The 22617-nt window shown below is 56.2% G+C and carries 19 protein-coding genes; 8 read left to right on the top strand and 11 right to left on the bottom strand.

Annotation, left to right across the window (positions count from 1 at the left end; genetic code table 11):
- Nucleotides 1-66: 66 nt before the first annotated feature.
- Nucleotides 67-987 carry a DUF1837 domain-containing protein gene (locus Har1131_RS17495; RefSeq protein ID WP_191907503.1) on the top strand — a complete coding sequence of 307 codons (921 nt, stop codon included), beginning with the start codon at nt 67-69 and terminating at the stop codon, nt 985-987.
- Nucleotides 988-1096: 109 nt separating this feature from the next.
- Complete coding sequence (locus Har1131_RS17490; protein ID WP_191907502.1) at nt 1097-3586, top strand: DEAD/DEAH box helicase; 2490 nt, start codon at nt 1097-1099, stop codon at nt 3584-3586.
- Between the two features lie 397 nt (nt 3587-3983).
- On the opposite strand, the gene Har1131_RS21905 is transcribed toward Har1131_RS17490, so the two are convergent.
- On the bottom strand, nt 3984-4124 hold the full coding sequence (locus Har1131_RS21905) for a hypothetical protein (RefSeq protein ID WP_191907501.1): 141 nt from the start codon (nt 4122-4124) through the stop codon (nt 3984-3986).
- Between the two features lie 236 nt (nt 4125-4360).
- On the opposite strand from Har1131_RS21905, the gene Har1131_RS21900 reads away from it, so the two are divergent.
- The 5 genes from Har1131_RS21900 (at nt 4361) to Har1131_RS17475 (ending at nt 8097) form a co-directional block, all read left to right on the top strand.
- Nucleotides 4361-4498, top strand: a complete 138-nt coding sequence (locus tag Har1131_RS21900) for a hypothetical protein (protein ID WP_007189782.1) — start codon at nt 4361-4363, stop codon at nt 4496-4498.
- Complete coding sequence (locus Har1131_RS17485; RefSeq protein WP_151147748.1) at nt 4498-4863, top strand: hypothetical protein; 366 nt, start codon at nt 4498-4500, stop codon at nt 4861-4863. The genes Har1131_RS21900 and Har1131_RS17485 overlap by 1 nt, the downstream gene beginning before the upstream one ends.
- Before the next feature lie 132 nt (nt 4864-4995).
- The gene (locus tag Har1131_RS17480) at nt 4996-5484 is read left to right on the top strand and encodes a hypothetical protein (protein WP_151147745.1); all 489 of its coding nucleotides are present in this window, start codon (nt 4996-4998) and stop codon (nt 5482-5484) included.
- Between the two features lie 68 nt (nt 5485-5552).
- Nucleotides 5553-5705, top strand: a complete 153-nt coding sequence (locus Har1131_RS21895) for a hypothetical protein (RefSeq protein WP_154020835.1) — start codon at nt 5553-5555, stop codon at nt 5703-5705.
- 1246 nt (nt 5706-6951) lie between these two features.
- The gene (locus tag Har1131_RS17475) at nt 6952-8097 is read left to right on the top strand and encodes an SOSS complex subunit B family protein (RefSeq protein WP_151147742.1); all 1146 of its coding nucleotides are present in this window, start codon (nt 6952-6954) and stop codon (nt 8095-8097) included.
- 711 nt (nt 8098-8808) lie between these two features.
- Here the strand turns inward: Har1131_RS17475 and Har1131_RS17470 are convergent.
- From Har1131_RS17470 to Har1131_RS17460, 3 genes are all read right to left on the bottom strand, one after another.
- Nucleotides 8809-9714: a hypothetical protein gene (locus Har1131_RS17470; RefSeq protein ID WP_151147739.1), complete on the bottom strand. Its 906-nt coding sequence runs from the start codon at nt 9712-9714 to the stop codon at nt 8809-8811.
- Between the two features lie 2 nt (nt 9715-9716).
- On the bottom strand, nt 9717-10991 hold the full coding sequence (locus Har1131_RS17465; RefSeq protein ID WP_151147736.1) for a hypothetical protein: 1275 nt from the start codon (nt 10989-10991) through the stop codon (nt 9717-9719).
- A 122-nt stretch (nt 10992-11113) separates the two neighbouring features.
- Nucleotides 11114-11959: a hypothetical protein gene (locus Har1131_RS17460; RefSeq protein ID WP_151147733.1), complete on the bottom strand. Its 846-nt coding sequence runs from the start codon at nt 11957-11959 to the stop codon at nt 11114-11116.
- A gap of 302 nt (nt 11960-12261) precedes the next feature.
- On the opposite strand from Har1131_RS17460, the gene Har1131_RS21890 reads away from it, so the two are divergent.
- Nucleotides 12262-12414, top strand: a complete 153-nt coding sequence (locus tag Har1131_RS21890; RefSeq protein ID WP_023842963.1) for a hypothetical protein — start codon at nt 12262-12264, stop codon at nt 12412-12414.
- A gap of 9 nt (nt 12415-12423) precedes the next feature.
- On the opposite strand, the gene Har1131_RS17455 is transcribed toward Har1131_RS21890, so the two are convergent.
- The 7 genes from Har1131_RS17455 to Har1131_RS17425 form a co-directional block, all read right to left on the bottom strand.
- Nucleotides 12424-12729 (bottom strand): hypothetical protein, encoded by a 306-nt coding sequence (locus Har1131_RS17455; RefSeq protein WP_049938464.1) that lies wholly within the window; start codon nt 12727-12729, stop codon nt 12424-12426.
- A 1178-nt stretch (nt 12730-13907) separates the two neighbouring features.
- Complete coding sequence (locus tag Har1131_RS17450) at nt 13908-16124, bottom strand: type IV secretory system conjugative DNA transfer family protein (RefSeq protein WP_050038607.1); 2217 nt, start codon at nt 16122-16124, stop codon at nt 13908-13910.
- Nucleotides 16121-16876 carry a relaxase/mobilization nuclease domain-containing protein gene (locus Har1131_RS17445; RefSeq protein WP_050038608.1) on the bottom strand — a complete coding sequence of 252 codons (756 nt, stop codon included), beginning with the start codon at nt 16874-16876 and terminating at the stop codon, nt 16121-16123. Before Har1131_RS17445 ends, Har1131_RS17450 begins: the two co-directional genes overlap by 4 nt.
- Nucleotides 16873-17346 (bottom strand): hypothetical protein, encoded by a 474-nt coding sequence (locus Har1131_RS17440; protein WP_050038609.1) that lies wholly within the window; start codon nt 17344-17346, stop codon nt 16873-16875. Before Har1131_RS17440 ends, Har1131_RS17445 begins: the two co-directional genes overlap by 4 nt.
- Nucleotides 17343-17720, bottom strand: a complete 378-nt coding sequence (locus Har1131_RS17435; RefSeq protein WP_004966056.1) for a hypothetical protein — start codon at nt 17718-17720, stop codon at nt 17343-17345. Before Har1131_RS17435 ends, Har1131_RS17440 begins: the two co-directional genes overlap by 4 nt.
- Nucleotides 17721-17725: 5 nt before the next feature.
- Nucleotides 17726-20980, bottom strand: a complete 3255-nt coding sequence (locus Har1131_RS17430; protein ID WP_151147730.1) for a VirB4 family type IV secretion system protein — start codon at nt 20978-20980, stop codon at nt 17726-17728.
- Entirely contained in the window at nt 20980-22617 is a 1638-nt protein-coding gene (locus tag Har1131_RS17425; protein ID WP_151147727.1) for a hypothetical protein, read from the bottom strand. Before Har1131_RS17425 ends, Har1131_RS17430 begins: the two co-directional genes overlap by 1 nt.

Here is a 22617-nt window from a genome sequence, read left to right as displayed (position 1 = left end):
GTGTTGATTAATCGGACCGTGACTACGAGACAGTCGGAACACATTGACTGGAAGGCGCTAACTGAGGTGGACCAAGAGACCTTAGAAGAAGTCATCTTCTCGATGGACGGCGGTTCGACAGACCGAGTAGAAGTCGAGATCAAATGTATCAAACCCGGCGCAAACGGATGGAAGTTCCATCAATTCGTCGATACAATATACGAATATTTTCCCACGTATGTTCTGCCTCCAGATGTCCGTGAAGAAACAGCCCCATCTCGATGGTTCCGGAAGGCACGCAAGAAAGCAGCACCCAACAAAAACTTCGAGAGCGGTGGCGTAGTCTCCGAGTTCCTGCTGTACCTGTTCACAGAAGTGTACCTTGACGCACCACTTGCTGCGCACAGGCTCTATGAGTTAGATAGTCGAAATCAGGAAAAGAAGGGATCAGATGGTATTTTCGTCGGGAGGTATAGGGGTGAGGAGTGTCTCTATGTTGGAGAAGCGAAGTTCTACGACAGTATCGCATCTGCAATCGAGGATGCATTTACCAGTATCTCAGAATTCCACACTAGGGGTGTAAACGAGCGGATGGAGCGTGAACTCGACATCGCCAGTACCGACTTCGCCGAGAAGACCGACACACTGTCCCCCTCAGACGTGGAGGAACTCTCGAGCCGTCTCACTTCACACGCTCACGAAGATTACAAAATCGTCCATCCCCTGTTTTTGGGTCACAAAACAGAGCGACTTGCTTGGTATCCGAATCCAGGATCAGAAACTTTGGACTTCGGTCCTGATAGTTCACCGAAAATACAACAGATTGAGAACGAGTTAGAAAAGAGCCTAAAGGAGATTCCATATCTTAAGAGACGGGAAGAAAAAGCTTCGGAACTCGGGCCCGCCCGAGGGACCGTCGAAATGGTATTCTTCCCCTTCCCCGTTCACGATACCACCGAGTTCAAAAAGATGCTCTACGAGGGCTTGTTCGATCCGGAAAATGTCTAGAGACTCGCCTTCCACCTACGAGTCAGCCGCGAACAGCGACCTGTTTCGGAATTGTCTCGAACGGCTTGCGCTAAAACGGCTTTTTGCCGATCTTGGACTGGACAGAGATGTGACAGTCGACGATTCACAACTCCGCCGTGCAGCTTGGATCGCCTCATTACTGGCAAACAGTGATGACAACGACCACCGCCAACTGGCGGTGTCGTTCGCTATCCTCGCATACCATCACATGGATGGTGAGATTGGAAAAGATCTCTACCGAAACTACCTCTTCACGATTATGAGTCGGCTTGGGAACGTTCCAGTCGTGCAGTCATACTTTGAAGACGAAGCCGAGACGGCTGTTTCTGCGGGACCATCCGGACCGAACGACCCTGAAGACGGGATTCCAGAGACACTAAAGTACGAACTCAGAGGGACGGAAGCACACTACTCCGTCCTGACCGACGACACAGATGCTGAAGGGTTGGACGATCTCATCCTAACGCGGTTCCAAAAAAATGTCTGGGAAGAGTTAGCAGATGGACGAGACACCGCTTTCTCGGGACCAACCTCCTCAGGAAAATCATTCCTCGTCCGGAAGTATATCGAGTACCTGAGCGCGACCCGCGCTGAGTTCTGTGGACTCTATCTTGTACCGTCTAGAGCACTAATTGCCGAAGTCAGTGCAGAGTTGGTCAACAAACTTCCTGACTTTGTCCCGGTCCGAACGGAAGTGGTCAACTCCAGTGAGCCAGCTGAGACGGTCGTGTACGTGCTGACACCCGAGCGGGCACTCGGTCTATTGGAGTCGTCAGATGATATAGACCTTGACTTCTGCTTCGTCGATGAAATACAGAGCGTCGAAAAGTCAGAGCGTGGGCCACTGTTCGAGTTTGTTTTAGACTCGGTTATTGGCGCGTGGCCAGAGGCACAAATCGTTGGTGCAGGGCCGTTCGTCAAGAACGTCGCGTCACCTATTGATGACGCGAAGACGTACATCTACGACCAGCCGTCAGAAGAGTCAGATGTCGAGGAGGTTGAGACGACGTATTCCCCAGTGTACCGCCTCCAGTCTGAGTTTACCTTCAAGCCTCGCTCGAACAAACTCAAACTGACCGTCGGTGATCAGACAAGTTTCAAGGCCGAGCGAAAGATCGAACGTCCGAACGACGTGACGTTCTCGACCGTGAAGGGGAACAAAAGTGAAACAGTCAGAGCTTTCGCCGAACTGTACAGAGAGGGAGATCCGCTCCTTGTATACGCCGAAACAGTCTCCCGAGCAGAGGATCTCGCCGAGCGGATTGCGGACGATAGAGAGACAAATAATAGTCGGTTCCCCGATCTCGTCTCGTTTCTCAGGGAAGAATTGACAGAGTCGTACCCACTCAGCAAGTGCCTCCAGTCGGGAGTAGCGTACCATCACGGCGGTGTCCCGCCCTTTGCACGCTCCGAGATCGAGTCGCTCTACCGGAACGGTGAGATTGATACAATCGTCTCGACGACGACGCTTCTTGAAGGTGTAAATCTTCCGGCAGGGAAGATTTTAGTCGTGGATCACACGGTAGGTGGTGAAAAAGGAGATGAACTCACACCGTTCCAATTGCAGAACCTTGTAGGCCGTGTCGGGCGGGTCGGTAAACGTCTCCACGGTCAAGTGTTGTACGTCGATCATAACGACGACCGCTGGGCGAGTAACCACGTTGGTGGAATCACCCGCAAGGAGATTCAGCCTGTGACCACCGAGGTTCTCGGTAAGAGGCCGGAAGCAGTTGTTAACCTTCTCGACTCTCCGCTCCACTTGACCCCGTCCGGTTCGAAAAGGTCGACCGCTGTGTTCCTCAAATCACGTTACCTCATCGATCCAGACCAGACGAGACGGTTTGTCCTCTGGAGGTTAGAGCAAAGCGAAGAGTCAAACGTCGAGGAATATTTAAAAAGGATTCTGTATGGTCTTCAGGCGCTCCGAGAGCGACTGGACGTGCCAGTAAGAGTCGTCGAACAGAACCCGGGTGTTGATCCAGACGTTGTGGAGAATATGTTTAGAGAAATCCGTGATGACCCCTCGGCGTGGGTCGTTCATCCCGAACATATCGCTCCAGACCTCCGTGACCTAATAGAACGTCTCGACGACGTAGCTGCGCTCGTTCCCAAGGGTCGTCGGGAGGAACAGGCTGAGACACGGACACACGACACTTCGACGCTCGCCGAACTCGCCGCTGGGTGGCTCCAAGAAAAGGACTACAAGACCCTCGTAACCGTCAATGAACTAAATGATGTTTCAGAACTTCTCAGGACGCTCCGACAGGATGTCCGGTACGCGCTCTCGAAGTACATCAAGGTGGTCGGAGATACACTTGAGCACGTAGACACCAGTGGCGTTGCTCCTAAGGCTGTCAAGTTCACGCAGCGGCTGAATCTTTATTTCGAGCATGGAACTTCATCGGAGGCGACACTACGGTTAATGAACCTTGGATTCTCCCGGTCCGTTGCTCTCCGTCTCACACTACTTGATGAGTTACCGACGAGAAGCAAAATTGAAAACTACCTTACTGACCCAAATACCCAGTTGAATTCGTTTGTTGAACATCGAATCAACCGTCATGGCATTGGTGAATAAATCGGCTCATATCGATAGAGGCTTTTTATTATCCACTCGTCTTCGTCACCATGATAAAGCATCTATTTTCGGATAGGTTTGTATGTCTCACCCAGTGATGAGAGACGCACATCATTGAACTGGTGTTGAATACCAGTCGGTCCAGATTTTGGACCAATTTGTTACATGCCGATCAAGCCGGGTGACCGGTGCTCTGAGGGGGCCGAGGGCTGCATGAGAGCAGGGCGTCAGGCCCCCTTGATATTCCTCCAGCCTGAGTCTTCCTCGTGGTCGTGTATGCCACCCCAGTCAAACACCCTCTCTAGGTAGACTTCACGAATAACGTGGAGCAGTGCCTCACATAGTCGATACAAATACATCTTAGCTGTTTCGCCGAAACCACCGCATGGGTGCCTTCCTACACCTCTCCACGCCGCCGCTCGTGCTCGTCACGCTCCAGTGCCCACTTGCACTCACGACCGGGCGTCGGCCTACCATGCCACGCCAGAACCCGCTCGGTCGCTGCGACAGGAACCGCCAGCCGCCGATCCCATGCCATGACCGCGTGGCCTCGCTCAACGAGCACTTGCCCGCACATCGTCGGTGATCGTCGACGCCGAGCGCATCGCGTCTGTCGACGGAGAGTACGGGCCCTGCATGGCTGTCGGGCGTCACGCCGGCGTCTGTTCCAGCGGTCATCTCTCTGTCTGGGACGTCGCTGAGGCCTGAGTCCCCGTCGGCCGCGTACTCGCCCGTATTTTGTGTCCCCCCGAGAGGGTGAGGGGTTTCCCGAACATGAGCACCGAACAGCAGTCCGTCGACGAACAGTCTCCAAGCACCGAAGCCGACGACCGACCGGACATTCGTGCCCAACACCGGCAGGCACAGACGAGTGGCGAGGTTTTTGCGGGGCGTCCCCGAGGTGAGAGATGATGTGTTGTCCCGACTGCCGCCGGGCACCGTCGGCGTCGGCGTGTGTCGACAAACGCTACTACGTCGACGGGCAAGCCCATGACCCGATCCCGTGGGGCGAGGGCAGCCAGTATCTCACGTACAAGCTACAAGTCCTCCAGAGCAACGAACGGGCCGTTACCGTCGACCTCGAACGGTGGCGCGACCAGTCGTGTCCTGCGTGTGGCGTCGAGCACGGCGAGGTCCATCATCGGCTCTGTGACTACGAGGAGTGCCCCGCGTGTGGCGAGCTGTTGCTACTGTGTTCTTGTGTCGTCGAGATTGAAGTCCTCACAACATCCGGCCTGAAGGGCCGTCTCAAGCAGTCCCTCGCTCGTCTCCTGTAAGCGAGACGCCAGCTTCTAGAGTGGGCTCGATGTCAGACGGACCTCGTGTAGCGTACTTTTGTGTGCGCCGACGAGGGTGCCGGCGTCGCACTGACTGCAGTGCGTGGAGCACCGGCAGGTCACGATCTACCAATGCATATGCTCATCTACGCGCTCGTTGAGGCATCGACAGCAGACGCAGCACTCGCCGCTGGCAAAGGCGTTTTCGATAACCTGGTCGGCGTCGACAGGCACTCAAATGCAGTGTTCGACTACTACGTCACGTTCGACGAGAGTTCCACCGTCGCAGGCAAATCCCGGTGGGGCGAGCGTCCGACCGCGGCCCCGGTCGACTCCGAGGCCGGCCAAGAACTCCTTGGGGATGGCTGGGAGACAACGAAGTCAGCGTTCGAGCGTAATCTCCAGACGGTCAAAGACGCCCTCGACGAGCTTTCAGACGAGGAGATTATGCGCGACAAAGACCTCGCTCGATGTGCGTTCCAGAGAGTCGGAGCCGCCAAAGGTCCAGAGATTGCACTGTATGAGGAACACGGATGCGGGATTCGCGATCGGACGCAGCTTGACCGGCTTCTGGACGAGAGTGACAACCTCTGGATCGTCCCCGCCGACGTCCACTTCTGAGGGAGAGCTGCGGCAGTCAGTTTTCGTCGAACCCGATTTTGTGTGTTCCTGGCGGGTGAGGAACACGAATGTCGGGGACTCCAGATTCATGCCCGAGAGAGGAGTGTGACGCAGATATTGTCAAGACCGAGACTGTCGACGTCGAGGCAGACCCACGCGCTCGTGACCCGCGTACCGAGCCTGTCGTCACCTGCGGGGAGGGCCACCAGCGAGTTATGTAATCGCTGGTCTGCGTTTCCGAGGAGTGACGACGCGCACGTCGGGGTCGCGCGCGGTTGGAGACGAGAGGGACACGACTGCACTCGCGCTGGCAGTCGGTCCCTCTCAGCATGGGGCAGACGGCCGGGCGAAACAGACGGATACCTGATAGATAGCAGCGTGGGGCAGACGGCCGGGCGAAACAGAGGTATGACTGGTGGATAGCAGCGTGGGGCTGGCAGGCCGGTTGAGAGCGCGAGAGACGAGTGTGTGTCGGCGTGGGACTGACGGCCGGGCAGAGACGGGTGGTTGGCTGGTGTGTCGTCTGACCGCCGGGCAGCCGCCGCTGGGCGGCACGCTCGCTCTTGCCGAAGCCGGTACGTGGGCTGTGGGCCGGCAGAGGGGGTACGAGTGGCGTGTGTCTCGTGTATAGCGAGCGGGAGGTTCTGGAACTGCTTGGCCTGGAGGCGAGTCGTGTGGCACTCGTGACGGTGTCGGGGGAGGCAGCACTTCGGATGGCGGGACTTGAGGGACTGCTGGTGGCGGGACTCGGTACGCTGACGTCGGCGGCACGACTGACTGCGGCGGGACTTCTGGCTTCGACGGGACTACTCCGAGCGACATCGCAACGGCAAACTCGGTGTCGGACCAGCACACCTTGAAAGCCCCACGCCGCTGGCGGTCGCTCAGCGACATATCCGCGCAAACCACACGCGGATAGGGGCCGCTGACGCGACCACGGCAAGCGCCAGCGGCGTGCCCCTTTCAGTCCCACCCGACTACTACGGCACAACACAGCAGGAAATCGAACGCACGCGTCGGAGTCGCGCGCGATCCGGCTGAGGAACCCGCGCGGCCGGCGCTCCCTCGCCGGAACGAGGACGGGCACTGCGTGCCCTGTGTTCCGGGCTGCTCACTTCGTTGCGCTGCCGGGCTTTCACCCATCCGGCACTCGCTTGGCCGCGCGGGATGCTGGCTCACCGCCACCGCACACGATGGGACCGCCTGCCGGGGTGTCAACCACCTACGGTCTTTATATACTATTCTCCCTCGAAACGCGAAATACAAGACGCCGCTTAGAAACCACTCAGACACCTAAATATTGCACTTGAAGCAATCCAAATGGTCCGTTATCTTTAAGTAGTCGGCACCCATGCCATTAAGTACGGAAAGACACGACGCACGCGGCGCTGGCAGGGCAGTTTCACGCCGCAGAAATCGGGTGTAGCAGCACCCGACAAGTGTCTTTCCGTCAGGTGACGTAAGACAATGTACGCTAGCAATTCCAGCGGTAAGAAAGCATCGGCAAGCAACCAGACGGTTTCCCTTTCGGCCCACGTCGAGGGTGGTCCCGAGCAACTTCTAGAGGCGGTCGCAGAGACGGAGAACGGCGACGAACTCGATTTCAGGATGAATCGGGGGAGCGATAGCCGTGGCAACTTCTACGCCCGGCAGGAGGAGGCATATGATTGGACGCGCTCGACCGAGGTTGGTCCGGACCGGCGGTTTGGCGAAACGCTGGAACAGCAGGAGGAACGTCACGGACGCGAAGCCGAGCAGGCCCGACACTCCGAGGTCGCACGCGCTCACGTCGACGGTGCCGACCGCGAAGCCTCGGCTCGCCAGCTCACCGACGCCGAAACCGGACGGGCTGACGGGTTCCGCTCACCGGCTGACCCTCGGCAGTGGATGGACCGCGACACGCTGGCGCGAGTCAACCAGCAGGCCGCAACGCTGGCAGACAAGACCAGTCTGTCACGAGCGGCAGCAGGCCGCCGACTCGCAGCCCTTGTGTCCGGGCAGATGGGCGACTGTAACAGCCTGTATGAGGCTTCCTTTACGGTCTTGGACGAGGCACAGAACGAACTGACAACTCCCACGCCTATCGACGAGGTGAGTCCCTACGGCTACGAGTGTACGGTTGAAGGCGAAGTCACGCACATCATTGAGGAGCCAGACGCGCGGAACCAGTACCAAGTCCTCTACATCGAGGACGACGAGGGAACGAGCGCGAAGGTCACGGTCTGGGGCAAGTCCATGCACGGCGGCGAGATGGTGCGCACGCTCCGCGAGGGCGACAGAGTTCGGATTTCCGGAGGCAAGCCCGACGACTACAACGGTATCAAGACGGTGGCCGTCACGAGCGACACGCTCATGTGTGTCATCGAGCGCGGCGACGGTCCCGCGCCCACCGGACACGGGAGTAGTATGTTCGGCTCCTCGGGTGAGAGCCCGGCGGCGGCGTCATGGGAAGCAGAGTCAGACACCCATCAGTGGGCCAACGAGCGGGACACTGACCGCGCGGTCGCCGTGACGCTCGGGAAGGCCCGCTGTCCTGAACCCGAGTGTTCGGACCTGTTCGACACTGAGCATGGAGCCACCACCCATCAGGGCATGGTCCACTCCGCAGACTAACGCCCGGTAGCGAGGGCGTCCCCCATCAAGCGGGGGCTTCCTCGGGCGGTGCGACAGGTGCTCGCGCACGCGGCCTCGCCGCCGCCTCCGGCACACCGGGCGGCGGCGAGACAACCGCGCGCACGGACTGGCACGCCACCGCACCAGCGCGTCAACGTGGGTCAGTCTGGTGGGGGCTGTGAGAGAGCCGATGTCTTGGTGTGTGCGTGAGCGTGGGCCAGCCGGCCCGGGAGGAACTGAGGCTGGGTGGCTGGTGGGTCGCGACAGCGCGCGACGCCACCGACAGACTCCCGCTGGTCGTCTGTCGAGCCCTCGTTCGCTATCGCTCACGAGGACGACGGGACGCTCCGCTCGGCGCTATCGCGCGCCTCGCGGCGGTCCATCGTGCCTGCGGTAGCGGGCGCGATCCCGGCCTGCCGCCGGGAGGTGGACAGGAACCGCATTCCATCTTCTATTTCTTAATATATGATAGGGCCATTCAGTCCCAAGTTGATAAAACATAACTAAAATAACCATATTGAAATAGATGAATAACGCTGATCACATTTAGGAAGTGAAGTCCAGATCCTTGATCACAGGGTTTAGAGAGACATATAGAAGACCGACTCTTCAATTACAGAGCCGGGTATACAGGATCAAGAAGTTACAGTTAGTGTTTCGCAGAGGCAGAAGGTACTCCAATATACCTACCAGTTCTTATAGGCGAAATTATTATTCGGTGTACTCTGCCATGGAGGATTGTTTCCCACCCTGGCTCTCTAAATACTCTTGAACTGTAGTCTCGCGGAGATGCTCTTCGACATCATAGAGCTTTGAGATATCTTCTCGGCTGAACGAGTACTCATATTTCCCGATATCGTCACACACACCTCTATGCCGAAAGTATTCTAGTGACTTCCTCACGATGTCAAGGTCTATATCTCGTTCATAGTAGTGAGGGACCCTGCGAGGTGTCATTTTTACAGTCTCGTTGTATGTGAACTGTCCCGGTAAGATTTCCTGAGCAAGCGATACTGCCAAGCTCTCCGGTTTGATTTCTCCAGTCAAAAGAAACTCTTTGCTCGGGGTTGAAGGTAAGTTGACTCCATCTGAGACAATGCTGTAGAACAGATCATCTTGCGATAGTCCGTCTTCGAAAAGGAGTTGGCCACCTCTGCTCTGCGAAAGGATGCCACATTTATTCTTGGTATCATCATAGATATCCGCACCAGGTCCTCCTGCCTTAGCTGACTCCACGACATCCTTATCAAAAATCAAATGATGTTCGAAGTGGTTGAGGTTGCGGGCAGAGAGATTAACTTCGTTCGCTCTGCCCTTCTTTCGAATGAACTCTTCGACGGCCTCCAGATTCAACCGTTGGTAATCTTCTGCTCGGCGACGGTGTTCTTCGGTGACTCGGCCATCTGGTTCTACATTGACGAAGATTATTGTGTCGCCACTGTAGAACGTGAATTCCGGCCGTGTGAATACATTATTCCGGTTATCGGGGACCGGGAGAAATGTACCAACGAGTTTGAAGCCTTGCGACGCGATCCCGTCAGCACTGGTATCACCTTTTATCGCCGAATGGAAGAGGTTCAGGGCATTTATTTTCTTTTTTTGTTCCGGCCATCCCATGGTTAGGCAGCGATCCTCTCTGAATGCTTCTTCACTTGATAGTTGGTGCTGAGTTCCCTATGGATAATGGAAAAGAAGTCACTGAGGCTGTCAGCTGTCGTGGTTGCCTTGGCGTGGAGCAAGATATTGGTCTCGTTGATTGTGATTTCGAAGGGTTCGTTCCGTTTTCCATCAAAGACAAAGAAATTGCCTTCTTCCCACTCAGAGAAGTCATATCGATGTTTTTTATCGAGAATATTTTCGCGAAGCCCCTCAGCCAGTTGCTCAAACGACGGAGACTCCTGATCTGGGTCTGTTTTTTTATTGGGTATATGCTCGACGAGCTCAACCGTGGTGTATCCTTCAATTGTGAATCCACCATCGACTGCTACAGAATCTGCTGTATCATTATCAGAAGGTACAGGACCATCTTTTGAGTCCTCAACATCAAGATCAGAGATTTCCTGTACGCTCTGCTCGTCTCTATAGAATAATCTTCTTGGGGCGTGTTCGACTTCGAAGTTTTCTTGATCTTTTTCGACGTACTGGTTGGTGAGTTCTAGTGTGGTATCGTTTCCGAACCCGGGCTCCGATTGCTGGACACGTGGAATCGAGCCGTATCCGTCTCGGTTTGCTGTTCCCTCAATTCGCGGACTGTTCGTTTTGCTGAATTCTAGCCGGGTAGGCTGTACTCCATAATCGTTTTCAAGATCCGTTAGATATCGTTCTTCTCCACCATGGAGTTGGATACTCATCTTCCGGTCGTCAAAGGCGGTATTATATTTTGCGGTGAAGCCGTCTATGTCGCCCTCTACCTTGTTGACAATATCAACGAGGTCTTCCGAGGAGAGAAAGACTCTGTCTAGTGAGGGGTGATAACGTATCAGCTTCTCAACGGTTCTCTTGGTCCAGTGGCGTCGCTCGACTGTGAAGACCCTGAGGTAGTCCTCTTCTATGAAGAAGATGAAGTGATCATGACGGTCATATTCTGGTGTGCTAATTCGAACGTAGGAAGTGTTCTCGTTCAGCTTTTGTTCTTCAAATAAGTGTTCCTCAAAGAAAGTGTACTCGTAGTCATTTAATGACTCATCCCGAAGTTGTGCTTCCACGGTTTCTTCTAACCTACCGAGTTCATACTCGTGACCGCGTGCGATGAAGAACTTCAACTCCGGGGTTTTTGTCGTTTTTTTCTCTTTCTCCTCGGATATTTCTCCGTCGGTTCGAGTGACGAAGTCGACGAGTTCACCGACGATTGTTTCGATATCTTCCCCGACCAGCTTTTCAAAATTAAGCATCATATTGGTGAGTGGTCTAACCTGTAGTTTCAATTACGTTGGTAGGGTGAGAGCGGACAGGCATTAGCGAGATTCTCTCCGCTGGGGACAAAAAGATGTATGATAAATAGACTGGCGTAAGATTCTCAGTTTTTGATCATGTCGACTTTGTCTGATTCCTGGGGTTTTCTTACTGCTCTTTCGCTGGCGGCTGAGGACAGCCGCAGGTCCGCGTTTCCATTGGATGATTTGATTGTGTATATTGTAAGGTCGATTTCCTTTTGATTCCCTTTAGCGTCTTTATAATAGAGTCGTGTTGCAACTTTTATCTCGTTGATATCGCTTTCCGGTCCAAACACGTCGTCGATAGCGTCGGCTATATCGATGGGTTCGTCTTGGTTGTGCTCTGTGTCGGTTACTTTCGCTGGGATAGAAAACTCTACTTCGTCTTCTTCAGGAGATATACTGCCACCGGACCCGGCGCTCCACCATACGCCGTCTTCTGTTCGCCTGAGTGGGGCACTGTGGTTTGTGTAGCTTTGATCGTCAGAGTCATAAGAGATCAAGAAATCGAGTTGGAGATCTGTTGCCAAAGAGTTACCACGGTTGACTATGGTGAGTTGAACTGATTCAGTTTCAGAAGTTTCGGGGTTAGAGCTGTGATCTTTGAGGGTTTGCTGTGTAACGCCGATGAGCGGTGTATAGCCGGCATCCATTATTTGTTTTTGTTGGTCCATCAGAACTCGCTGACGATCTTGGGTGCGGAACTGGAGCAGGTATGCGAAGAGCAGGCCTGCAGAGAGAATGATCGAGGCAAGACCGCCATTGTTGCTGGCCCATGATTTGACGCCGTTCACAAACTGCTCTCCGGCATAGACATTGAGGTCGATTGATACTGCAACAAGAAAGATAATTCCGAACAATTCGACCCATCTGATTTTGATGAAGCTCCAGACTTTTGATAACCGACTGCCGGAGCTATCATCGTTCATTCTTGTCCATATCGGTACCTTCTGCTGCTGATATAATTTTCGGAGTAGTAAGCTATCGCGTGCCTCTGGACAGTTCGCCCTATTATAGCGGGCGCGATCCCGGCCCGCAGCCGGGAAGTGGACGGGAACCGCTCTTGCCGGTGAGTCGGGGAATCTTCGTCTTAACCAACACAGTCGGCGCAGTCTGGGGAGCTGTTGGTTAGTTGCTTTCTGGGCCCGGTGTCTCGGGCGGAAACACCTCGATTTTGTGTGGCCGCAGGCGGGTGGCGGCCAGACAGGGCCGCCGGGAGGTGATTTCTCAAATGGGAGACGTCCAGTGTCCACGCTGTGAGGAAGTCTTCAATACCCGGTACAACCCCGTGCGGTTTCGCGCCGGGTCCTTCTACGACCCAGAGCGCGATGAAGAGTACGAGCAGGTCTGTGAGGACTGCCATCGAGAACTGACAGACAAGTAAATCAGTCGTCTACTCCCCAATTTTTTCTGGTACTGGATCGGGTATCGTTCCGAGTTCCATCTTCAGGAGGCGTTCTGCTTCATCAGTGTGGGTATCCTCTTCGATCAGGAAGGCTTCGACGGTCTCCCGATCACTGTGATACTGGATTGCTGTCTCGTATCCATACCGGGTGTTTACGCCTGGTGCTGAGCCGTGCTTGACACGCACCAGAAACTCGCGATCCTCCCATGTTTTGATTTTCACTGACCGCGGTGCATCGAGTTCTTGCCGGGCGATGTCGATCACTTCGTCGACGACCGGCCCGATCGTTTCCATGCTCGGAATCTGACGCTGGTTGGATGGCTGTTGCTCTGGAGAAAAGTGTGGCTGTGACATGAGAACGGTACGATTCAGACTTGTCCGTCATCGCTCAAAAAGCTCCGGGTTGGGCTGGCTCCCCCAGCTGGCACCTGGGGAAAGAACAGTCTCACCAAGTGCCGGATGTATCGCAGGCGTGGGTCTGCCGGCCGGGGCGCAACTGGGCTGGATGGCTAGTGGACCGTCCCAGCGCGCGACGCCACTGACAGACTCGCGATGCTCGTCTGTCCTGTCCTCGTTCACTCTCGCTCACTCGGACGACGGGGCGCTGCGCTCGGCGCGGTCGCGCGCCTCACGCCGGTCCAATCGTGCCTGCAGTGGCGGGCGCGATCCCCGCCGGGAATCGGACAGTCCCCCGGCTGAATGCCACACTAAATTACGATAGTGAAAGAGTGTGAAAACAAGGCGTGTTGTACTTGTTGGGATTCAGATACAAAGCTCCGGACATGATGGTGTGGTCGCCGGCCGGTGGCTGTCGGGTTGTGCGCCACGAGAAGCCGAAGCGAGCGAGGGTCGAGCGTGGGTCTGCCAGCACTGGCTCAACTCGAGTGTGGTCGTGATCGGCGTGGCCCTGGACGTCGGCGGCCGGCAACGTGCGTGGCACAGTGGACTCGCATGGCACTCGGTGGGGCTGGCCCGCCGTGTCGAAGTCACGATATGGCTCCGGGGAGTGAGGCGACTTCTATCTGAAACTCAATAGGTTTCCTTGCGGGGTGAGTGTGTCAGTCTTCGCTCTGGGTAGGTTCCGCGATCCACTGTCTCTTCCTTTGTTCTATCTCTTATGTTTTTCTTCTTATGTCTCTCGCGCCTCCGCCGGGATATGCACGACAAGGTAAAGAGTGTAGTTTGTATCTGATTCTGGGCGATTCATACCCACGCCGTCCTGCGATTTACTGATGATTCGTCGCTGTGTTTGAGTGATTCACCGTGATTCAGATTGGCAAATTACCGACGCCGTCTTGCGATTTCGCATATAGAATAGTCCGAAGAAAGTAACTTCAATAGCTTTGATACAAGTCGAGTGCTACAGTCTCGACAGGACCCGGTTACCAACTTGTAGAGAAGCACCACCACGTCACGGAAATGAGAAATATATAGAACGTCTTATAGTTAGAACACGGGGAAATTGATGTAGGTCACATGAACTCAGATGGCCTGCGTCGCTCTCCGCTTGCCTCAGTTTCGTCCCGTTCTTCACTCTTGTCAGTATCAGTCTCCGTGTCCGATTCATCAGGCGATTCACTCTCTTCCTTCTCAGCAGAGTCCGTCTCGTCACTGCTGGGATCTGGGACCGTCTCAGGGGAGTGGTCGCCATCGTCATCGGGCAGCTGTTGGTCCTGATCCGCGCCACCAGAGTTACCCTCTAAATCTGATATATCTGGGTGGTCTGTATCCGGAGACGTGACGGCAGTGTTTGCTGTTGTCTGGTCGAGTGGGTCGCTCGACTCGTCGTCGCCCAACCCGTCTGTCGCGTCGACGGTTGGCTCGACTTCGGAGTCACGATCCGGGCCACTCTCTCTGGACTCAGCGTTGTCGTCCTCACCAAGTGACCCACGAAGCACATCGTCGACCCGAGCCCGGGTGAACGAGAACCAACTGTCGCTCTCGATGTCGGTGTCATCCTCAGTGGGTTCCGGCTCCGAACTGCCCGGCGACTCCGCACCCTGTGCCGGGAGGCTATCGCGAACGTCGTCTAGTTCGTAGGACTGGCCGTGGACCCACGTCGTCCGAGAGACAGCAACGCACTCACCGGGCTGGAAGTCTCGGAGCAGACCAGAGGTGACCGGCGTTTTGTCTTTCTCTTTGTATGTGTCCCGAGCCTGCGTTCGCGGGTTTTCGCCGCGCCCCTGGTGACTCATCGACACCATCTCTGAGCGGTCGTACTGTCGACTCTCGCCGAGTTCGTCAAGGATGAAGTCCGTCGACTCAGTGTCACCCGGACCGAAGTAGACTCCTTGCGGGCAGTTGCCGACAATGCCAGAGATTGTACTGTACGTGTCTTTGAGCTGGCCGATTGTCTGTACGCCGACTAATGCCCGGGCCTTGTGTTTCCGACCTCGGGCTGTGAGGTTCGTTACCTGAGTAAGCGCCGGCAGCGCGTCAATCTCGTCGAGGATGTGAACCGTCGGATTCGAGGCGTTCATTGCGTAGCGGATGGACCAGTCTACGAGCAGTTGGTACATCGGCCCGAGCGTTTCCAGTTCCGTTGGGTTCGAGTCAATGATGAGGACTCGGCCTTCCGGGTTCTCGATGTACTCTTGCAGCGAGAACTCCCCGTAGTCTCCGAAGTCGCCAGTGAAGACGGGATCGACGTTCTCCTTGATCGTTTGGTAGACGTTCTGTGCACCTTTCCCCTTGTCAGGGTCAATGTGGCCCGAGTCCAGCCGGTCGAACTCGTCAAGCGCTTTCTTCAGCGCGATGTGGCCCTCGTTGAGCAGCGAGACGATATCAGCGTGACAGAGAGCATGGCGGCGACTGTTCTTTTTCGCGTTGAGATGGAGATACATCAGCATCTCCGCGAAGGTCTGTTTGGCGGGCCGATGGAATGGGTCGTGGCCGTCGGCTTCGCCGAAGATCGCGCCGGCGACCTCACGGAAGTCCGACTCTGAATCGGCGTCCTTGAACAGATTCCAGGCTACGTCGCTATCTTCGTGGCGGATGCGCTGAACCTCAAAGCCCAACTCCTCGTAGAATGCTTGGAAGTCCTCGCCGGTATCGTGAGCGATGACTGCCGTGTTACTGTAGTACGGGAACTGGTAGGCTAGTAGTTTCATCATCGAGGTTTTCCCGCTTCCAGTCTCGCCCACGACGGCTGTAGAGACATCCTGATCGAGTGTGAACGGCATTTCGGCCTCTTCGTGTTCGTGAGAGACTTCTTCGAGTGGGACGACGGACTCTCCGTCGTCGTGGTCCCACTGGTTCATCGCGAGCATTTCCGGCGAGGTCCGGCGGAGCAGTTCCCCGGAGAACACGATACCGATTGAGATGGCATACAGGATTACGGTGGTCGAGTACGAGATCATCGGCAGCGATAGCCCGGGCACGGTGAAGTCAGCGAATAGTGTTCCGACCGAGATGGCAGCCAGAACGTGTGCGAACGGGAACAACAGCGCTGCGCTGGGTGTCTGGACAAGCACGTCGTAGAAGAACACTGCGCTGATGAGTCCGAACCCGAGGTAGATGTAGCGCCACGCCCAGAACCGCTTCGGAAGGACCTTGTCACTATCGACGATCATCGGCGGGAACAACAGCATGAACCCGGCCCAGACGAACCCGACGACGTTGTCGTACTTGAGACTATTCGGAACCTCTCCGGAGCGTTGTCCTGGTGGTGCAGAAGAACTAGAACTCACTGCCACCACCCACGCTCGCGTTCGGGTTCCTGCTCACGTTCGGGGGCAGCTTCGGATTCGCTCTCAGTTGTTGCCTGTTCTTCGGCCCTCTCCGAAGCACGCTCTGAGAGTTGTTCAGTTTGCCGCTCATCGCTCGCTTTCTCAGCCGTAGGCTGTCCGACGTCTTTCTGTTGGCTCTTCTCAGTCGCCCGTTTGAGCGCTTTTTCCGCTTCGGGGTTCAGCGATAGCTCTGCCTCATGATACTGCTCCCGAGCTTCTTCATCCACGACTCGGCCAATGTCCTCCGGAGAATCACTGGCGGCAGCCGCTGGGTCGCGCGTTCGGGCGGGTTCTTCAAACGCGGTTTCCGCCCGTTCACTGAGTTTCTGGATGTCTTCTAAATCCATTTCCAGCTCTGCCTGCTTCCCAGTAGCTGCGACATGTGCATGAGGAAAGTCTGTATCCCGGTGGACAGCATACACATAGTCGGTTGTCGGCTGGCGGGCAAACTCTTGGTTCATTACGTCCCGAGTGTTGGTCTGAACCTCTTGGGGAGAATACTGTCCAGTCGGATCTGGCGAAACGATCAGATGCCGCTGGAATCCGAACTCTTGACTCTTGTCGACAAATCGGTCTACTTCTGGGTCGGAGAGTTCTCGGCCGGCCGGGTTCCGTAGATCAACTGTCGCTCCGGCATCCTGGTCTCGGTCACGGCGAATATAATCGACGAGGTTCCCTGCTCCGCTCTGCTGATAGTCCGTTTCTACAATCATGCGCCATCACCCGCTGCGCCGGCGGACCCCTGTCCGTCTTCGCTGCTACTGCCTTCCCCTGCAAGAATCGCTTCGGACTCAGTGTTGAGCTCCTGTCCAGTGAACCGTTCAGCAAACTTCATCGCAAGCCGTTGCTCGGCAGTAGAGTAGTCGTCTTTAATCAGCTTCCAGATTGAGATAAGATACGCTGTCCGCACTCTCTGGATGTGCCGTACTTCCTCGAGTGTTTCAGACTCAAATTGGTCCAGAGTCTCCCCCAGTTCCTCCTTAAGAGAGTCCAAAATGACTTCTATCTCAGTATCAGTTCCATACCGGCCGTACTGATGCTCCCCAGTTTCACGGTCAATGTGATCCTCAATCATCTCATGACCATACTCCGAGATTGACGTATCCTCTTCATCGGCTAGTTGTTCAAGCCACTCCCGATTTTCGTCAGTCGTATAGATCTGAATGACAGTTCTCTCACTCATTCTTGACCCTCCTTGTTACGGACGTTGTCTACCTCTTCCTGTAGCTTGTCTGTCGCTTCATCCATCGCAATAGCACGCTCCTCTGAGGAGTAGTCTGTCGAAATCAAGTCCCAGAGAGCTACTTCATAAGCCAACTCTTCAGTTGTCTCAATATCTGCTGCCTTGTTCACTTGCTCTGTCACACTCTCAGCGATCTGTTCCAGCTCTGGTTCCAGACCCAGTTCCTCCGCACGCTGATCGTGCAGCTCACGGGCAATGCGTTGCTCCGTAGCTTTCAGGATATACTCCGATAGGTCTTCATCTACCTTCCGAGCCTGCCGTACTATCTGATCTCTCTCTTCTGCACTCATCCGTAGCGAGATTATGTCATTCATGTGAATCACTCCGTAGTGTCAAACTCCGTGTCGGTCTCTGCTTCGATACCACCATCAGCGATAACTGCATCTGGCTGTGTCTGGTCAAGTGCCACAGACACCGCGTCGACTAATTCCTCTTCGCTGAGTCCGTTGAGGACGTGTTCAGCCTTCTCAGGGGACAATCCGTGATTCGTTAGCTCTTGCTCGACTGCTTTGGAATGGACGAACTCTTCGAAGTCAGCAGCGCGGGAGTCGGCCTCGTGAGCAACAACGTCGAGCGCATCTTCCGCGTCAGCGTCGAGGTCAATGATCTGCTTCTCTTCCCACGACGTCTTGATCGTCAGCGGGTAATCGCCATGTTCGTCGACGCGAACCAGCGCTTGCGAGTAGCCCTGTCCGTCGCCCAATGACTCCTTGCCGGCTTCGGCGTGCTGGATGTAGGACTGCTGTTCATCGGTCAGTCCAGCGCTTGTTGCGGTTTCATCGCCCAGTTCCGGCTCGCGGTGATGCACCTTGATCGGGCACATTCCCGCGATTTCCTCGGCTGCGCCCTTGTCCTCGAACTCAGAGAGCGTCTGGGACAGCATCACCAGTCGCAGTCCGGCGTGGCGCTGGTGGCGAGCAATCTGGTTCAGCGACTCCAAGTTCGCGTCGTCGTTGAACAGGTAGTGAGCTTCGTCGATGATGATCTCGACCTTCTGCTGCATATTCTTGGCCTGCTGGTACAGTGTCGACAACAGCAGTTGCATGATGAACGACTGCTTGCCGAGACCACTGCCCGAGCCTTCGACCTGCTGGAGGTCCAGATAGACGGCCTTGCTGCTATCGTCGATCAGCCGCAAGTCCGACTCTTTCGAGAGGTTGCCGAACGTACTCCCCGGTCGGAACGGATGCAGTGCAATCGAGAGTTCGTTTGCGTACTGCTGGATTTTCTGCTGGGAGGACTCCGTTGTCGCTCCGGGGAACATTTCTGGCTCTTCCTGGAGGCGGTCGACCACTTCGAGAAAGTCACTCAGGTCCGGCGAGTTCTCCGGCGTGTGCGTCGACGGGTCCGCTGGGTCGATATCCGATTCAGTGAATATCTTGTCGATCAGGAACGTGATCAGCCCGCTGTGCATCTCCAGATCGACATCCCGGGATTGCAGGAAGTTCTCGATGACCCCGTACACTTCGTCTTTCTTGGCGGAGACGGGCTGCATATCCGGGGACTGTTCGAGGACATGCGGCGGCGTCGGATGCATCTCACACGGGTTCAGCGGCGTCTCGCCGCTGATCGTGATCGTCTTTGCATCCAGCATCTTCGCGCTGCCGTGCATATCCCCGACCGGGTCGATGTAGATCTGCTTGACGTCCGACCGTTTTTTCAGCATCCGCATCGCCCGAGCCTGCGTACCGTGGGTCTTCCCACCGCCGGGCATTCCAGTGACCAGCTCCGAGTGACCGGTTTCCAGTTCCCACGGGTCGATCAACAGCGAGGAATCGTTGTGGCCGTGCAGTCCGTACTCGATGCCGTCCTCCATCCGCAGGTAGTTCGAGCTAAATGGGAACAGCGACCCGAGTGCTTCCCCGGTCATTGAGGAGAGTCGGTTTTGTCCGAGTTCGTTGGCCCCGATCGGCGAGACGGTCACCAGTCCTGCTTCCTGCCGGCGGGTCGTTCGCTTGACACCGCAGTTCGATGGCGAGTCTCGCAGCAGCGTTTCGAGCCGGTTCGTTTGCTTCCGGAGGTCTTCTTCGGTCTCCGCAGTGAGGCGGATGAACGCCCCGACACGGAACAGCGACGTGTGGTTCCGCCGGACCATCTGCCGGATGTACTTTGCCTGGTTGACCTCCTGTTCGATATCCTCCGCTTCCAGCTCCCCCTTGTCGTTTTGCAGCATCTTCAGCGAGGAGATCCACTCCTTCATCACCGACACTGCTGTATCAGCGTCGTATGGGTCGATGTGGATTGAGACATCCACAGCGAGGTCCGTATCCAGCAGTAGTTGCTCTAGCATTCCACTGGTCGGATGCTCGGGATACGTCTCGATCCAGAAGCACCGTGTGTACGTCTCTTGGTCGATGAGGGCGTGGTCGGCTTCCCATTCGATATCCGTCGGCGCGACCAGTGACCGATGGTTCTCTCCCGGTCTATGCAACTGGGAGACGAAGTCAGTCTCGTCGACCTCGTAGTCGGTCCCACCGACGTCGTCGGTGTCCATGCCCTCCGCAGCGTCGTGGGCTGTGGCACCCTTGCCGTGCTTGATGAGTTCCCGTGCCGAGTACGTCACCGGGGAGACGGAGGCCGCCTCTTCGTACTCGCGTTCCGACCGGGTTTCACAGGCCCAGTAGTCCTCGGTCAAGTGCGCCAGCTCATGCGGGCTGACCGACCGGCTACGGCACCGAAACATATTGTTGACTGCTCTGTCGACGGTTTCGAGCCGGTCGTGGAGCTTCTTGCCTTTGAACTCCTCTCGCTCGGCGTCAGTGAGCGTGTCACTGTCGAACCGAGTGAACAGCCGCCCAATGACCGGTATCCCGGTCAGGTAATCCGCGATGGAATCGCTGTTCATCTGGAGGTCGTGAATGTCGTCGTCAGTGACCCAGACGACGACGTAGTACTTGCGCTGGAGTTCAGTCTCAGTTTCAACGTTGCCGCTGTCGTCGGTGTAGCGGTTGACGAACTCCATGAGGACGCCCCGGAAGATCGAATGACTCTCTGCGTCGGGGTCGTCGAGTCGGTCGATATGCGCTTGGATGTGGGACTCGTTGTCGACTTCGGCCGTCGTGACGTGGAGTTTCGCCCGGCCAGTCAGGGATTCAGACAGGCGTGTGAGTGACTTGACGGCTTTCTCCCATTTCTCGTCGTCCTGCAGCGACATATTGGCGGGCTCGACCTCGACCGCGCCGACGTACGCTCCGTCGACGCGCTCAATGCCGTGGGGCATAACCCGCTCTAATCGCGTAACCTGCCGGGTATCCTGATTCCCTTGGCCGTGAGTGTACTGCTTCTTTTTGACGAGCCAGAACAGTTTGACTCGCAGCCACTCAGTGAGCCGGTAGTGGTCCGGACGGACTTTGTGCAGGATGTAGAGGAACACTTCCACGACCGCTGTGAGAGCCAACGTGGGGAAGAACAGCGCCGCCGGCACGAATGGCATCCCCATCGCGACGAGGAAGCCAAACGGCGGGATGAGGAACAGGATGAGTTCCCCCAGCGTGTAGTCGCCCCAGAAGTTGGTCGAATCTCCAAGGGATTCGTGGATGATGTTCGTGTTGTACTCTTCTTCTGAGTCAGCCATTAGTCGTCATCCTCCTTGTGAGGCAGGCCGTCGCGGTACACATCCGGCCCTAATACATCGTCATCAGTTGCAAACACGTCCTGCAGCGAGTCATACGACTCCGACTCATCGGAGTCGGTATCGGTCCCGTTTTCGTCGGGTTTCCCATCCGAGAACGGCGGGTCTGAGTCAGACTCGTAGACTCTGGTATCGCCAGAGTTGATCTGCGTCTGGCGCTCCATCTTGGTTTGGGGCTCCATCTTCGTCTGGCGTTCACTAATCGGGGTGTCGTCACTCTCAGAATCGCCAGACGAGCTGGACGAACCACCGTTGGTGAATCGGCTGTTGAGGGGACTTCCACTGGACCCGCTCCCGCCGCCAGAGGGCGGTGAGCCACCAGAGCCACCAGACCCGCTACTGCCACTGCCGCCGCCAGAAGGTGGAGCGGAACCGCCTGCACCACCGCCGCCGGAGCCACTGTTGCCGCCACCGGAACCGGTGGGGCCGCCGCTAGAACCCCTCTTCATGCCGGCGGGGTTGGCTGCCATCTGGCGGTGGACCATTTGGGCACCCGTAGCAGCACTGCCGACACGTCCTTTTGCAGCGCCTGAGGCAGCTCGAATCGTGCCACCCGTCGCCATTGCTGCGCCGGGACCGCCGACCGCGCCAGCGCCGGCTGTCGCCGCTGCACCACCAGCCGCCGCACCGATCTTGAGTGGCTTTTTGCCGCCGGCGAGCGCCTGCTCGCTGACTTGAATCGCAACGCGGCTACTGCGCTGGATGAGGACCTTCTGAGATTTTGCCGCCAAGTACAGCGTCACGAGGCTGATAAACAGCGACAGGTCAGAAGCCAGTCCCCAGTTTGTCGCTTCAAAGCTCATGCGGATCAGGATTGCAGGCGGGATGCCCGCAGCGAGGACTCCGGGATACGCGCCGGCGACCTGTTTCGCCAGTCCCGAGAAGCGGTTCAGCGGCCAGACTTCGACTGCCCAGAACGTCGCAACCAGCGGCATCGAGAGGGTCAGCAGGAAGACCAGCAGCCACCGAGTGATGAAGATGAACGCCGCCTTGAGGTAGACGTACAGTCCAACGATCATCAGAACGACGAATATCCCAAGGCTGAGTTCCGCAATTTCCTGGACTGAGCCAATTAGTGCGGCGATCTCTTCTTTCGACTGACCGGAGCGGTAAGTCGCCTCACCGATAGCGTCGAAGAATTGCGTCCCTAGTGAGGCCACTGGGAGCCAGAAGAACAGCGAAAGGAAGGCAACTCCGAGGCGACGTAGGAGTTTCTTCCGGATAACAGGGTTCATTGACCCGTACCTGAGCCCAATCATCGCCAGAACAGAAAGCTGGATGCCGAGTGCTAACCCAACGATTCCATCGAAGTAGATGCCTGAGATTAGCGAGTTCCACGGAGCATTGCTCGCCGACTCAAATGCAATGTCGACAGGGGCTGCTGAATTCGGTCCTTCAGGGGCAGGTGTCCCAACCATTGGATCGATAAGTTTCTCTAGAAACCCGTCGAGATAATCGACGATGTCCGATTTGAGTTGATCAAGGAAGCCACTGATACCAGATGTAATTGCCGACGAGAGTTCTGCAACCACCCTCTCGGCAATCTCCTTCACGATTTCCCCAGCAATTTCCGTCTGCAT

Source organism: Haloarcula sp. CBA1131 (genome assembly GCF_008728975.1).
Taxonomy (GTDB): Archaea; Halobacteriota; Halobacteria; order Halobacteriales; family Haloarculaceae; genus Haloarcula; species Haloarcula hispanica.
Note: the sequence above shows the minus strand (reverse complement) of the source record. Positions and strands in the feature narration are given on the sequence as shown.